Source organism: Phyllobacterium sp. T2-21, assembly GCF_055378485.1.
Map to the genome: position 1 here is coordinate 1,495,520 of NZ_AP027912.1, position 14,090 is coordinate 1,509,609.

17 protein-coding genes are annotated in these 14,090 nt (G+C 58.9%); 9 read left to right on the plus strand and 8 right to left on the minus strand.

Annotation, left to right across the window (positions count from 1 at the left end; all coding sequences use genetic code 11):
- Nucleotides 1-88 precede the first annotated feature (88 nt).
- The 6 genes from ACZ5FP_RS07480 to ACZ5FP_RS07505 all read left to right on the plus strand — a co-directional run bounded on the left by ACZ5FP_RS07480 (nt 89) and on the right by ACZ5FP_RS07505 (nt 4,516).
- Entirely contained in the window at nt 89-1,204 is a 1,116-nt protein-coding gene (locus ACZ5FP_RS07480) for a cell wall hydrolase (protein ID WP_464662889.1), read from the plus strand.
- 603 nt (nt 1,205-1,807) lie between these two features.
- The gene (locus ACZ5FP_RS07485; RefSeq protein WP_223611585.1) at nt 1,808-2,218 is read left to right on the plus strand and encodes an AtpZ/AtpI family protein; all 411 of its coding nucleotides are present in this window, start codon (nt 1,808-1,810) and stop codon (nt 2,216-2,218) included.
- A 35-nt stretch (nt 2,219-2,253) separates the two neighbouring features.
- On the plus strand, nt 2,254-3,006 hold the full coding sequence (locus ACZ5FP_RS07490; protein ID WP_223611584.1) for a F0F1 ATP synthase subunit A: 753 nt from the start codon (nt 2,254-2,256) through the stop codon (nt 3,004-3,006).
- Between the two features lie 71 nt (nt 3,007-3,077).
- Nucleotides 3,078-3,305: a F0F1 ATP synthase subunit C gene (locus ACZ5FP_RS07495; protein WP_008125314.1), complete on the plus strand. Its 228-nt coding sequence runs from the start codon at nt 3,078-3,080 to the stop codon at nt 3,303-3,305.
- Between the two features lie 93 nt (nt 3,306-3,398).
- Nucleotides 3,399-4,025, plus strand: a complete 627-nt coding sequence (locus tag ACZ5FP_RS07500) for a F0F1 ATP synthase subunit B (RefSeq protein ID WP_223611583.1) — start codon at nt 3,399-3,401, stop codon at nt 4,023-4,025.
- Between the two features lie 11 nt (nt 4,026-4,036).
- A complete protein-coding gene (locus ACZ5FP_RS07505) occupies nt 4,037-4,516 on the plus strand; it encodes a F0F1 ATP synthase subunit B (RefSeq protein ID WP_464663208.1) in 480 nt (159 codons plus the stop codon).
- A gap of 68 nt (nt 4,517-4,584) precedes the next feature.
- Here ACZ5FP_RS07505 and ACZ5FP_RS07510 read toward each other — a convergent pair whose 3' ends face one another.
- A complete protein-coding gene (locus tag ACZ5FP_RS07510; RefSeq protein WP_464662890.1) occupies nt 4,585-5,244 on the minus strand; it encodes a ribonuclease HII in 660 nt (219 codons plus the stop codon).
- Nucleotides 5,245-5,381: 137 nt separating this feature from the next.
- On the minus strand, nt 5,382-6,533 hold the full coding sequence (locus tag ACZ5FP_RS07515) for a PA0069 family radical SAM protein (RefSeq protein WP_464662891.1): 1,152 nt from the start codon (nt 6,531-6,533) through the stop codon (nt 5,382-5,384).
- A 148-nt stretch (nt 6,534-6,681) separates the two neighbouring features.
- Here ACZ5FP_RS07515 and ACZ5FP_RS07520 point away from each other — a divergent pair, with 148 nt between their 5' ends.
- Nucleotides 6,682-7,188 (plus strand): glycosyltransferase family protein, encoded by a 507-nt coding sequence (locus tag ACZ5FP_RS07520; protein WP_464662892.1) that lies wholly within the window; start codon nt 6,682-6,684, stop codon nt 7,186-7,188.
- 3 nt (nt 7,189-7,191) lie between these two features.
- On the opposite strand, the gene moaB is transcribed toward ACZ5FP_RS07520, so the two are convergent.
- The 6 genes from moaB to ACZ5FP_RS07550 all read right to left on the minus strand — a co-directional run bounded on the left by moaB (nt 7,192) and on the right by ACZ5FP_RS07550 (nt 10,834).
- Nucleotides 7,192-7,734, minus strand: a complete 543-nt coding sequence (moaB, locus tag ACZ5FP_RS07525; RefSeq protein WP_464662893.1) for a molybdenum cofactor biosynthesis protein B — start codon at nt 7,732-7,734, stop codon at nt 7,192-7,194.
- Nucleotides 7,735-7,736: 2 nt separating this feature from the next.
- Complete coding sequence (locus ACZ5FP_RS07530) at nt 7,737-8,621, minus strand: 4-(cytidine 5'-diphospho)-2-C-methyl-D-erythritol kinase (RefSeq protein WP_464662894.1); 885 nt, start codon at nt 8,619-8,621, stop codon at nt 7,737-7,739.
- Between the two features lie 6 nt (nt 8,622-8,627).
- Nucleotides 8,628-8,813 (minus strand): hypothetical protein, encoded by a 186-nt coding sequence (locus ACZ5FP_RS07535; protein WP_091880998.1) that lies wholly within the window; start codon nt 8,811-8,813, stop codon nt 8,628-8,630.
- Nucleotides 8,814-8,898: 85 nt separating this feature from the next.
- Nucleotides 8,899-9,756, minus strand: a complete 858-nt coding sequence (locus ACZ5FP_RS07540; RefSeq protein WP_464662895.1) for a S49 family peptidase — start codon at nt 9,754-9,756, stop codon at nt 8,899-8,901.
- Between the two features lie 79 nt (nt 9,757-9,835).
- Nucleotides 9,836-10,609, minus strand: coding sequence for a methyltransferase (locus ACZ5FP_RS07545; protein WP_464662896.1), 774 nt, complete (start codon nt 10,607-10,609; stop codon nt 9,836-9,838).
- Nucleotides 10,610-10,612: 3 nt separating this feature from the next.
- Nucleotides 10,613-10,834, minus strand: coding sequence for a putative signal transducing protein (locus tag ACZ5FP_RS07550; RefSeq protein ID WP_117282345.1), 222 nt, complete (start codon nt 10,832-10,834; stop codon nt 10,613-10,615).
- Between the two features lie 173 nt (nt 10,835-11,007).
- Between ACZ5FP_RS07550 and ACZ5FP_RS07555 the strand changes: the two genes are divergently transcribed.
- Nucleotides 11,008-12,024 carry a polyprenyl synthetase family protein gene (locus ACZ5FP_RS07555; RefSeq protein WP_223611574.1) on the plus strand — a complete coding sequence of 339 codons (1,017 nt, stop codon included), beginning with the start codon at nt 11,008-11,010 and terminating at the stop codon, nt 12,022-12,024.
- A gap of 153 nt (nt 12,025-12,177) precedes the next feature.
- Nucleotides 12,178-13,992, plus strand: a complete 1,815-nt coding sequence (locus ACZ5FP_RS07560) for a tetratricopeptide repeat protein (RefSeq protein WP_464662897.1) — start codon at nt 12,178-12,180, stop codon at nt 13,990-13,992.
- Nucleotides 13,993-14,090 lie beyond the last annotated feature (98 nt).

Consider the following 14,090-nt stretch of genomic DNA (forward strand, 5'->3'; position numbering starts at 1 on the left):
GTGGGGTATCGGCGTGCGTTTCTCTGAGTTTTCTAGGGCATTGAAGCCCCTGCAAAAGAATCGGACAAACAGGAATTTTATCGGTCCGGTGATTATCGGCACGGCCATCTATCTGTTCTCGCCCACGATCGTCGCCTATCAGGATATGGCCAGCATGCTGTCGGGTGCCGAATCCGGCAAGGGCCGCTGGACGGCCTATCTGGAAAAGTCACCCGCCGGCTCCATCCAGAAAGCCAATATGTCCCTTGTCGACGACAAGGCCATCACATCGAGCATTCCCGCCAGTGGTATCGACGTGCCGGGCATTGGTCCGATCGTTGTCAACGGCACCGGGAAATCACCTGACGCGACACCCGATGAAGATCGCATCAACCGAGCCGAGAAGCAGGGGCGCATCGTCACCATCAGCAAGAAGGCTCCGCCCAAGGCGTTCAGTGCAGGTTCCATCCTCCAGCGATCGAGCATGCTGATCCGCCCGACCCATGGCGTCGAAGTCGAAATGGCTTTTGCCAAGCCGAAGATCGCCGGCAAGGAAATCCAGATCGCGCTGGCATTTCATAATCGCGCACCGGCCAAGGCCGATCCGCAGGTCTCGCCCATGCTGGCCAGCCTGATCACCAACAACACGCCGGACGTTCTGGCATTGGGTTACGCGCCGGCTGAACCCGACTACGCGAAAACCTCGCCTTTCGACAACATTCTCAATGAGCCAAAGCAGCCGGGGCGATTTGTCCCGCAACTGGGGGCCGGCGATCATGCCTGGCTGGCATCGCCGCTGCCGCCGGTTGTTTTCACCAAGGAAGAACAGAAATGCCTGGCGACGGGCATTTACTTTGAGGCGAGAAGCGAAAGCCTGAAGGGGCAGGCCGCCGTTGCGCAGGTCATTCTCAACCGCGTCCGCAACCCTGCCTATCCAAAGACCATTTGCGGTGTCGTCTACCAGAACGACGACTGGATCAACCGCTGTCAGTTCTCGTTCGCCTGTGAAGGACGCAAGCTGGTCGTGACGGAGCCGAAATACTGGAAAATGGCGCAGGAAATAGCGATGGCTGTTACGTCAGGGCGCATCTTCCTGCCGGAGGTCGGCTCGGCCACCCACTATCACGCCGTCTATGTCCGGCCAAACTGGGCGCATACCATGAAACGCGTCGACAAGATCGGCCAGCACGTCTTCTACCGCACCTATGGCGGTGGTTGGATTTGACGGCCCTTGGAAGCCAAACAAAAACTGCTATACTGTCCTTGGAGTGAGGGACAGGCTTTCGCCTGCCCCTCCTTCCTGATCATATGAATTGAACCCGGATTGTCAGCGACCAACTGGTCCGGGTTCTTTTCAATATCAGGGTGATACTAAGTGGCAGGTACCACATAGTTTCACCTCCAAGTTTGAGGGCAAGGCCATTGCCATGGTCGGGAGGCCCATCGTCCCGATACACCGGCTGGCTCGGTGTTTTCTGCTTTCCCCTCAAATCGCCATGTTTGTTGGCCTGTATCATTTATCGTTTGGTTCGATCTGCGCCGCAAGAAACGCAGGGTTGCGTTGTGGCGTAATTGGCCATCGAAAGCTGTGTTGCGATGCTGCTGGAATGCGTCTGAACACCTGTCTCATCCACAGGATTCGCACGCGATTTTTGCCCTCAGAGGTGAGACATAAAGTCATATTTACCTAAGGTATTGAAATTTCCCGCGAAAATTACCCTTGAGACTCCTGCTTCTGCGCCTTGACTAGCGCGGATCGTAACAATATGTTGCGCGCGACTTCGAAGCGGGGGTGAAGCCTCGCATTCAGCGTGTAAAGGACATGCCATTGGCCACGGGAAACAAGCCCGATCAGTCAGGTTCTGTCGGTAATACGCCGGATGCCGGAAAGCCGCTGACTTCGGATGAACTGGAAAGCCGCCGCCGCGATCTGGAAGCAAAACTGGCTTCAAAGGGCGTAGGCGGGAAGACCGGTTCGAAAGACGAGGGGACGGGGACCGCCTCCGGTGTCGCGCAGGCCATGAAACTGTCGAGCGAGTTTATCGCCGGCGTTCTGGTTGGTGCGGGGTTGGGCTGGTTAGCTGACCGATTTTTGGGCACTTCACCCTGGGGGCTGATCATTCTGCTCCTTCTGGGTTTTTGTGCCGGAACGCTGAACATCCTGCGCTCCGCAGGACGTGTGGCGGAGAACCGCGGATTTGAGCTCGACAAGAGCGATGACCGTGAGAAACCGGAATAAGCCTGCGGGCATGGAACGATATAGACGAGGTTAGCGTGGCCAACGATCCGATCCATCAATTCCAGATTGCACGATGGATTCCCATTGATGTCGGTGGAATTGACCTGTCCTTCACCAATTCGTCCGCCTTCATGGTTGCGACGGTTGCGGTTGCTTCGGCGTTTCTCTACCTAACTTCTTCCAATCGCGGTCTGATCCCGACCCGTTTGCAGTCGGTTTCCGAGATGGCCTATGAATTCGTGGCTTCAACGCTGCGCGATTCGGCCGGAACCTCGGGAATGAAGTTCTTCCCGTTTGTCTTCTCGCTCTTCATGTTCGTGCTTGTGGCCAATATGCTCGGCATGTTCCCGTATTTCTATACGATTACCAGCCAGATCATCGTGACATTCGCGCTTGCGATCCTCGTGATCGGTACGGTTCTCGTTTATGGTTTCGCCAAGCACGGCTTCAAATTCCTTGGTGTTTTTGTGCCGTCCGGTGTTCCGGCGCCGCTGCTGCTTCTCGTGGTGCCGATTGAAATCATTTCTTTCCTTTCCCGCCCGATCAGCCTTTCAGTTCGTCTTTTCGCCAACATGCTTGCTGGCCACATCACGCTGAAAGTGTTTGCTGGTTTCGTGGTGTCGCTGAGTGCGCTCGGAGCTGCCGGTATTGGCGGCGCGATTCTGCCGCTCGCCATGACGGTCGCTTTGACCGGTCTCGAATTCCTGGTGGCTTTCCTGCAGGCCTACGTCTTCACCGTGCTGACATGCATGTACCTGAATGACGCAGTGCATCCTGGCGGTCACTGAGAACGAACTTCGCCGGCGGGGCTCCGCCAAACGCAATCGATCAATAACTATTCTATCCAAAGGAGTTTAACATGGATCCCGTAGCAGCAAAGTACATCGGTGCAGGTCTCGCCTGCTTTGGTATGGCCGGAACGGCCCTCGGCCTTGGCAACATTTTCGGCAGCTACCTCTCCGGTGCATTGCGCAACCCATCCGCAGCTGATGGCCAGTTCGGCCGTCTGGTATTCGGCTTCGCCGTTACTGAAGCTCTGGGCATCTTCTCGCTGCTCATCGCTCTTCTGCTTCTGTTCGCTGTTTAATCAGCAAGCAATTCATACTGGCTGCGCTCTGCGCGGCCAGTATAATATTTAAAGTCAGCAGATCGGGAAATGCCCGAACCAAGGGGACAACATATGTTTGTGTCTTCGGCTCATGCCGCATCCACAACCGCTCAGACCGAGACACCTGCGCATGCCGACACGGCTGCAACGGGTGGCGCGTCTGATGCCCATGCCACTGCGACCCACTCCGAAACGGGTGTGGCGCATAAAGGTGTTTTCCCGCCTTTCGACTCCAGCCATTTTGCTTCGCAGCTGCTCTGGCTGGCACTGACATTTGCATTTTTCTACCTGTTCCTGTCGCGTGTGGTTCTGCCACGTATCGGCGGTATCATCGAGACTCGCCGCGATCGCATCGCAACCGATCTCGATCAGGCTGCCCGCATGAAGCAGGAATCGGATGAGGCGCTCGCCGCCTATGAGCAGGAACTTGCCGAAGCCAAGAAAAAGGCCGGCAGCATTGCTCAGACCGCCCGTGATGAATCCAAGGCCAAGGCAGACGCTGAAACAGCGGAAATCTCTGCTGCCCTGGAAAAGAAGCTGGCTGAAGCCGAGGCAAGCATTGCGTCCATCAAGGACAAGGCAATGGCTGGCGTCGGTGCCATCGCCGAGGAAACGGCGGCGGAAATCGTCAAGAAGATCATCGGTGGAACTGTCGATACGGCAAGTGTTTCCGCTGCGGTCAAAGCCGTGCGCGGTTAAGGAGAAGCATGATGGACGCAACATTTTGGGCCCTGATTGCGCTGGTTATCTTCCTGGCGCTGATGGTTTACCTCAAGGTTCCGGGCGTTGTCGGCAAGTCGCTTGACGGCCGCGCTGAGCGTATCCGCGACGAGCTGGAAGAAGCCCGCCGCCTGCGCGAGGAAGCGCAGTCGCTGCTGGCCGAGTATCAGCGCAAGCGCAAGGAAGCCGAAAAGGAAGCTGGCGAGATCGTTGCCGCAGCGCAGCGCGAAGCCCATGCTATCATTGAGGAAACCAAGCAGAAGACGGAAGAGTATGTTGCGCGCCGCAACAAGCTTGCCGAGCAGAAGATCGCCCAGGCCGAGACCGAGGCCGTCAACGACGTTCGCGCTTCCGCAGTCGATATCGCTGTTGCCGCTGCTGGCCGTATCCTCAAGGACAAGGTTGACGCCAAGACATCGGCTGACCTGTTCAAGTCTTCCTTGGGTGAAGTGAAGACCCGCCTGAACTGATTGAGGGCAAATGGAATTTGAGAAAGCCGCCGCGAGGCGGCTTTTTCTTTTGGGCGCGTGACCTCGCCCTAAACGTCCCGGTTCTTCAGCGGAGCGAAACTGAAACGGTGCAGGCCAACCACTGGTCCGTGGGTTAGCATCGCGCTGCGATGAAACGCTGTTCCGTAGCCCGCATGGGTCTCGAGCCCATAGGCGGGGTAGTGGCGGCCGGCCTGCGCCATCATCCGGTCGCGGCTGACCTTGGCGAGAATGGAGGCCGCGGCAATGGACACCGAACGCTGGTCGCCCTTGATCATCGCCGTGCCGGGGCAGGGAAGGCCGCGCGGCACATCCCGCCCGTCGATGAGCGCGTGGCCCGGCAGGATGGAAAGGCCGCAGGTGGCGCGGCGCATGGCCTCCAGCGCGGCTTTCAGAATATCTGTGGCATCGATTGCCGGCGCGGCGACACTGGCAATACCCGATGCCAGCGCCGTCTGCAAAATGATATCGAACAATTCTTCCCGCTTCCTGGCGGTCAGTCGTTTTGAATCGTCAAGACCATCGGGAATCCGCTCGGGGTCAAGGATGACCGCCGCAGCGACAACAGGGCCTGCCAGGGGCCCGCGACCGGCTTCGTCGATACCCACGACAAAAGACACACCGTCGCGCATGAGCCGACGCTCCGTCGCAAAATCGGGTTTGCCGGTATCGAGAGGAAGAAGCAGAGAATCAGAACGCAATCGAGCCATGTTGCGGCGAGACTCGCATTCGTTCTGATTCTCTGCAAGGCCCCGATGCGGATGGGGTAGGGCATCGGGACTTCCGTCAGCGGGATGGGGGGCGCCCGACGGATTTTCAGAAACAGGTCGAAGACCCGTTTGATGGGTTAAAACAGCGACAACTGTTCGCTGCCTGCCGTTGGTACGAACAGGTCGGTGCGCAGACGGCGTTTGGCGAGATTGATGCCAAGGCGCTTGGCGGCGATTTCGAACCGGCGTCCGATCTGCCAGGCATAGGGACCGTCGCCGCGCATGCGCTTGCCCCATTCCGCATCGTAATCCTTGCCGCCGCGCATGGAGCGCACGAGGGAAAGAACATGGCGATAGCGATCCGGGTAGTTGCGCAGCAGCCATTCCTTGAAGATGGGACTGACCTCGAGCGGCAGGCGCAGGAGCACGTAGCCGGCTTCGCGCGCACCCATGGCATACACGCTGTCAAGCACGCGCTCGATCTCGTGATCGTTGAGACCCGGAATGATCGGGGCCACCAGGGTTCCCGTCGGAATGCCCGCGTCGGAGAGTGCACGCAGCGCTTGCAGCCGCCGCGTCGGGGTTGAGGCCCTCGGTTCCATCGTCCGGGCAAGCTTGCCGTCCAGCGTCGTGACGGAAAGGCAGACCTTGGCAAGACCCTTCTCGGCCATGCGGGCGAGAATATCGATATCACGCATGATCAGCGCCGATTTGGTGACGATGCCGACGGGGTGCTGATGCTCTTCGAGCACCTGCAGAATCTCGCGCATGATGCGCCACTTCTTCTCGATCGGCTGATAGGGATCCGTATTGGTGCCGATAGCGATGGTCTTGGCGGTATAACCCGGTTTGGACAGTTCGCGGTCGAGCATCCTGGCGGCATCGGGCTTGGCAAACAGTTTCGATTCAAAATCGAGACCGGCTGACAGGCCCATATAGCTGTGGGTGGGCCGGGCGAAGCAATAGATGCAGCCATGCTCGCAACCGCGATAGGGATTGATCGAGCGATCGAATCCGACATCCGGCGAGTCATTGCGTGTGATGATGGTGCGCGGCTTCTCGATCTGCACTTCGGTCTTGAAGGCGGGCAAATCCTCGATTGTCTCCCAGCCATCGTCAAAGACATGGCGCGTTTCCGGCTCGAACCGCCCGGATGGGTTCACGCCCGCGCCGCGTCCGCGCCGGCGTCCATGGTCGATCCGCAACCCGGCTTCGTCGACCAGCACATTGGCATGTTCGGCCCGGCCCTGCCCGAAAGCGGCCTTGTCCGCCTGTACCATGATGTTCATTGACATTCTCCTTGAGACCGGCGCGAGACTGAGTCGCTCATACCGTCGCAACATGAATGTATTCCTAACAAATTATGAGAACAAAGCAAGAACAATCTGCTGAAAAAGGATGATGGAAATTTCAATAATAATACTATAACTGAAATGAATGATTTCCGTCCTGATCGAAACCCGCAATGCCGATGAACCCTTGGCCAGAACGCTCGGCGGACTGGTGGGCGGAGCTGTCGAAGGTGTGTTGAGCGATGTCATCGTCATCGATCACGGCTCGACCGACCAGACTCACCGTGTGGCTGATGCGGCCGGGTGTATTTTCCTGCAGGACCAGACATTGATCGACGGTCTGCGCCGCGCGCGCAGCGACTGGATTTTGTTCATCGAACCCGGTGCGCGGTTGATCGACGGCTGGATCGAGGCTGTCTCCCTTCATGTGGAACGCATGCAGGGGCCAGCCTGTTTCACCCGTTCCCACGCGCATCGGAAGCCGTTCTTCGCGCGGGTTTTCGCGCCAGGAAATCCTCTGGCCAACGGGCTGCTGATTTCAAAGCGTCAGGCGATGGCTTTGTCAGCTCCGGGCAAGAGTGCGGCGGACCTGGCGCGCGGTCTCGCCATGAAGCGTCTGCGGGCGGAGATTATTCCCGGCGCGTCGAAATAGCTGTTAGCCCCGTTTGAGATGTTCGTCCAGCCGAGGCATGATCTCGACGAAATTGCAGGGCATATGGCGGTAGTCGAGCTGGAACTGGAGAATATTATCCCAGGCATCCTTGCAGGCGCCGGGTGAGCCCGGCAGCACGAAAACGAACGTGGCATTGACCACACCGCCGGTTGCCCTGGACTGGATGGTCGATGTGCCGATCTTGTCGTAGGAAATGCGGTGAAATACCTCGGAAAAGCCGTCCATGCGCTTTTCAAAGATCGGCTCCAGCGCTTCAGGGGTCACGTCCCTGCCGGTAAAGCCCGTACCGCCGGTGGTGATAACGACATCCACATCGTGGCTGTTTGACCAGGCAAGCACCTTGTCGCGTATCGCGTCGCGGTCATCGGTCACGATGGCGCGGTCCACCAGGCGGTGTCCTGCTGCCGTGATGCGGTCGGCCAGCGTCGTGCCGGATTTGTCGTCATCGAGCGTGCGCGTATCGGAAACGGTCAGCACGGCAATCCCGACGGGTACAAAGGGGCGTGTCTCGTCAATGCGGGCCAAGATCAGTTCCCTTCCATAGTGCTGCTGGTGGCGACGACAAACCACGCGGGCTGGCTTTGGCGCAACCGCATTGCGGCTGCATCAGCCGCCGCGTCATCGCTATAGAGTGCAAAGCAGGTGCCGCCCGAGCCGGACATGCGCGCGAGCAACGGGTTGGTGTCCAGCAATGCCTGCATGCTTCCGTTGATCGAGGGCGCAAGCTTTTGCGTGGCTGCGAAAAGATGGTTGTCCGTCTGCCGCAGATAGGCGCAAACCTCCGCAAGGCATGTCAGGGGAGGCAGCGCGGGCAGGGGAGGATTGTCGCGGCGGGTCAGTGCGGAAAAGACCTGCGGTGTCGACACTGTCACCCCATTGTTGACGAGGACCATGGGCAGGCGCGGAAAGGCTGCGATGCGCTCGATCTCTTCGCCGATGCCGCGCGCGATCAGCGCCTCGCCGTGCAGGCACATCGGCACGTCGGCACCCAGCGGCAGGCCGAGTGCGGCCAGGTCCGTCAGGCTGGCATCGATAGCCCACAGGGCAGCCAGAGCACGCAGGGCGGCAGCCGCATCGCTGGAGCCGCCGCCGATGCCGGAGGCGACGGGGAGATGTTTTTCCAGATGGATGGCGACCGGCGTCGCCCGTTCGCCATACCGCCGGCGCAGGGCGTCCCGCGCCCGGAGCACCAGGTTCGTATCGTCGGCGGGAAGGCCCATGCCATAGGGACCGGACAGGGTGAAGGAATCCGCCGCCGCTTTCGTCACGCTCAGCCGGTCGCCGAAGCGGGCAAACACGACGAGACTGTCGAGCAGATGGTAGCCATCATCACGTCTGCCGGTCACATGCAAGGCGAGATTGATCTTGGCCGGGGCGGTCAGGCTGATTGTATGGTCAGGACTGGCAAGCATGGACGCTCAGTCTTTGCGCAGGCGGTATTCACCGGTTTCGGGATCCTGGACCAGTGTTCCCTGCGCACGATTCTGTGCCTCTTTTTCGGCCTCGCGCACGCGCTGCGAGACGCGCTGTGCTTCCTTCTTGAACGAACGATAGCCGTAATAGGCGGCGGCGCCGACAAGAGCAAAAAAGATCAATTGTGGCATCGTCTGTAACCCTCGACTACCGATATCATTCCTATCCGCATTCATAGCACGGAGTTCCGTCCTTGCCAAAAAATCCTGCGCCGGTTTACAGTCCGAAACGCGACCAGAGCGCCCGTTCCTCGGCCGCGTCCATCAGCCCATTGGCCAAACCGCTGCCAAACCCTTCGATCTGCACGCTGGCGGATGGTATTCTGCGCCCGAACAGGCCGCGCGGCTGCGAGATCAATTTTAGCTTGGTTTTGGGGCCATATTGCGACTGGAGATAGGAGCGCATGTCGCCAAGACCGTCGACCAGACCAAGTTCAACACCGCGTGTTCCCGTCCAGAACTGGCCGGTGAAGAGATCGGCGCTGTCGCTCAACTTGTCGCCGCGCCGTTCCTTGACCAGATCGATGAAGGTGTCATGGATTTCCAGCTGCAACGCCTTCAGATGTTCGATATCAGCCTTGTTTTCCGGCTTGAAGGGGTCGAGCGTCGCCTTGTTCTTTCCTGCCGTATAGACGCGCCGTTCCACGCCGATCTTCTTGATCAGTTCCGTAAAGCCGAAACTTGCCGAGACAACGCCGATCGAGCCGACGATCGATGACGGATCGGCAATGATCTCGTCACCGGCAACGGCGATCATATAGCCGCCGGAAGCCGCGACGTCCTCGATGAAGACATAGACCTTCTTGTTTTTTTCGGCTGCCAGGTCACGGATGCGCCGGTAAATCAGGCGCGACTGCACCGGAGAACCACCCGGCGAATTGACCGAAATCGCCACCGCAGGTGAATCCTTGTCGTCAAAGGCTTTTTCCAGAACCGACGCGACGGACGCAAGGGAAAGATTTTGCCGGAATTGACCACCGCCAGACATGATGGCGCCGTGCAGGCGAACCACCGGTATCTCCACGAAATCGGGGCGCCAGCGACGCGGCAGCAATTTTCGGATCAATCGGGCCAATGCTTTCTCCTTTGATGCTTTCAGGTCATGCGCATGTAAGCGGTGCACATCAAATCACAATGGCACGGTGCGGAAAATGCTACAAAAGTGACGTCAGGCCATTGTTTATCGCCGTAGCACGCTCGGTAAAGCCGTTGCCGGTCTCATGATGCATGATCAGGGCCGGGGCAAGCGTAAGGCCCGCACGGCTGCCGCGAATACCTTTGATAATGATGCGGATGGCCGCATCCTGCGGTCTTGGCTGCACCGGCACGATAATCAGTCCGCCAAAGCGGCGCTGCAAGGCGTCGAGCAGTTCGGCTATCGAAGCCGGGCGGGCGATGATCGCCAGCGCCCCGCCGGGTTTGACGATGGCAGCGGCCGTGCGGATCCATTGCTCCATCATGCCGTCGGTCATGACATGGGCTTCCGCCTTCACCGGATCGGGCGTTGCGCGGTCGGTGGGCCGGTTGAAGGGCGGGTTCATGATCACGAAGTCAAAACTATTGTCGGCAAGCCCTGCGGCAACCCGCGCCTTGCCGGTCAGGGTGACATCCGCCTGCACAAGTTCGGTGCGCGCAGCGATGGCGGCATTTTCCGGCAGCGCGAGCGATCTGCGGGCAAAGTCGGCCATGAAATCGGAACGCTCGATCAAGACCGCCTTGGCCTTGCTGCAGCGCGCGAGCACGGCAAGGCCTGCCGCCCCGGCACCGGCGCCAAGGTCGGCGACACGACCGGAAAAATCATCGGGTACGGCGCTGGCAAGCACCATGGCGTCGACCCCCGACCGGTGCCCCTTCAGCGCGGGCTGGAGCAGGTGGAACCGGCCGCGATGGAATGCATCCAGCGTATGGGGCGTATCGGTCGATGGCATGGATCAGCCGCGCAGCTCGCGTTCGAGGCAGGCGTCTTTGAGCAACCGCCGGACTTCGTCCTCCCGGTTGGCATCGACCAGCACCCGGCGTGCGAGAATGCCGACGGAACCTTCAAGGACGCTCATGTTGGAATCGGCGATAAAGTGCCGGATGCCGGCATCCTTGAGCAGTGATTCGACAAAGGAGATGAGAACAGGATCGTTCGTACGCATGATTTCGATCATTGCCATTACCCATATGACTGGCCCGGAAGTGCCGTAAGTCCTGTAGCATATGTGTGGGCTTTATCACGAATTTGTAACCCCTGCCATTTTTGCGCGCCAATTCGCCGCTTGCGGGTTATAGCCTGTCAAAATAAGGTGTCGCCGCATTATGCGAGAAGTTTAGGAGTTTCGTTTTGGGCGTTGTTGTCAGTCTGGATGATAAGAAGAGCAGCACGGGATCGGTGCAGCCGCTGATTGATCTTACCAAGGCCGACATGGCCCGTGTCAACGAACTGATCCTGTCGAAAGCAGGTTCGGACGTCGAGATGATTCCCGAAGTGGCGAACCATTTGATCTCGTCCGGCGGCAAACGCCTGCGCCCGATGATCACGCTCGCGGCTGCCCGCATGTTCGGCTACCAGGGCGATGGCCACGTCAAGCTCGCCACCAGCGTCGAGTTCATGCACACGGCAACGCTGCTGCACGACGACGTGGTTGACGAGAGCGACCTGCGCCGGGGCAAGAGCACGGCACGCATGATCTGGGGCAATCAGGCCAGCGTTCTCGTTGGTGATTTCCTGCTCGGCCAGGCGTTCAAGATGATGGTGGATGTCGGCTCGCTCGAAGCGCTCGATGTGCTGGCAACCTCCGCGTCGGTCATTGCCGAAGGTGAAGTCATGCAGCTTGCGGCGGCAAAAAATCTCGAGACAACCGAAGATGAGTATCTGGCGGTGATCAAGGCCAAGACAGCCGCGCTGTTTTCCGCTGCGGCGGAAGTGGGGCCGATCATTGCATCCTCCTCGCGCACGGATCGCCAGGCACTGCGCTCCTACGGCCTCAATCTCGGCCTCGCATTCCAGCTGGTGGACGACGCGCTGGATTACGGCGGCAATGCCAAGGATCTCGGCAAGAACACCGGCGATGATTTCCGCGAAGGCAAGATTACCCTTCCGGTGGTTCTGACCTATCGTCGCGGCACGGCGGAAGAGCGCCTGTTCTGGAAGGAGGCGCTGGAGAACGGTGTCAACGACGACAAGGCCCTGGAAAAGGCTAAGGGCTTGATGACCCGCTACGGCGCCCTCAGCGATACGATCCAGCGCGCCCGGCATTTTGGCGGGATTGCCCGCGATGCATTGGCCCCGCTCGATCAGTCGCCGCAAAAGGATGCCCTTCTGGAAGTCATCGACTTTTGCATCAGTCGGGTGAACTGATCCGTTGTGGATCGAACGCCTGCCATGGCCTCTGGCAGGCAATTGCCTTTATTCTTTCGATGAAACTTGAGAGTGGACCGTAAAAAGGCCATGCTTTTCCTGAGGATTCGGGCGATCATTTCATCATGACGACAATGAAGAGGGATTTTGTATATGCAGCGCAGTAAATTGCTCGGCTCCGTGATGGGCGCAACACTCGCTGCCTTGACCATCAGTGTCATTTCCGCACCGGCCGCGACCGGCAAAGATCTGGTAACTGCTGCGGGATCATTGTCCGGCGCCTTCCTCTCTGCCCGCACCGCTGAACGCAGCAATGATTTCGACAGCGCCATTTCCTTCTACCGGCAGGCTCTTGCCTATGATCCGAAGAACAAGGAACTGCGTCAGAGCCTCCTGCTGGTTCTCCTGACCGACGGTCAGTTCAAGGAAGCATTGCCGATTGCGCAGGAACTGAAATCGGTTCCGGAGATCGAACGTTTTTCGCGCCTGGCGCTCGGCATCGATGCCCTGAACAAGAAGCAGTACCAGAAGGTGGATACCCTGATGATGCTGTCGCTCCAGTCGGATCTCGACAGGATGATCACCGGTCTGATTTCGGCCTGGGCCAAGGCCGGGGCAGGCAAGCCCAATGAAGCGCTGGCCATGATCAGCAAGCTGAAGGGTCCGGATGGCTTTGCCCTGTTCAAGATCTACAATTCGGCGCTCATCGCCGACATGGCCGGACAGAAAGACAAGGCGGCAGCGTTCTATCAGAGCGCTCTCGAGGACCGCCCGAGCCTGGCTGCGGCGCCCGATACCTATGAGCGGCTGATCGAGGCCTATGCCTCGTTCAAAATGCGCAACGGTGACAAAGCCGGCGCGGAAACGCTGATCAAGGACGCATCGGAAGTGCTGTCCGGCCGCATGGTTCTGGTCGAATTCGGCAAGCAGCTTTCGTCGGGCAAGGCCGTCAAGCCGCTCGTGGAGACCCCGCAGCAGGGCGCGGCGGAAGTGCTCTATACCTTGGCAACCGCGATCAATCGCAGTGGAGCGGAAGCTTTTTCCAAACTCTATCTGCAGATGTCGCTGCCGCTGCGCCCCGATCACGATGCGACCCTTTTCCAGATCGGTGACATCAGTGCCAAGCTGGAGCAGCCGGAAAAGGCTGTCGAGTACTTCACGCGCATTCCTGCCGATTCCGCCTATAACCGCGATGCGGAAATGCAGATTGCCATCAATCTTGCCATATTGAAGCGCCATGACGAGGCGATCACGCATTTGAACGGACTTCTGGCGGCCGATCCGAAGGATATCCGCACCTATCTTGCCATCGGCAGCATCTATGCGCAGGACAAGAACTACGCCAAAGCCGCCGAAACCTATGACAAGGCTGTTGCGGCGATCGAAAAGCCCGAACGCAATGACTGGATGATTTTCTACCAGCGTGGCATTGCCTATGAGCGGCTGAAGCAGTGGGACAAGGCAGAGCCGAATTTCACCAAGGCGCTTGAACTCTATCCGGATCAGCCGCAGGTGCAGAATTACCTCGGCTATTCCTGGATCGACATGAATATCAAGCTGGAGCAGGGGCTGGACCTGATCAAGAAGGCTGTCGCCTCCCGTCCGCAGGATGGCTATATCGTCGACTCGCTCGGCTGGGCCTATTACCGGATGGGCAATTATGCCGATGCTGTCATCCAGCTGGAGCAGGCGGTGAAGCTGCGTCCCGAAGATGCAACCATCAATGATCATCTGGGCGATGCCTATTGGCGTGCAGGGCGCAAGCTGGAAGCGACTTTCCAATGGGCCCACGCCCGTGATTCCAAGCCTGAGCCGGAAGATCTGGTCAAGATCGAGGAAAAGCTGAAGAACGGCCTTCCCGATGCAAAGGAGCCGGGCGTTGCCAAGAATGGCAGCGATGCCCCGAAAGCACCGGAACCTCCAGCGCCGCAACCGGCTCCTGTCCCGGCTCCGGACAACAAGGGCTGATCATCGTGGGAAACAGGGGTGCTGTTCAAGGCACCCTTGCCATGATTTCCGCTGCGGGTGCCTGCGAAAGCCGTTGTCATGGCGTCCTTTCTCTTGAC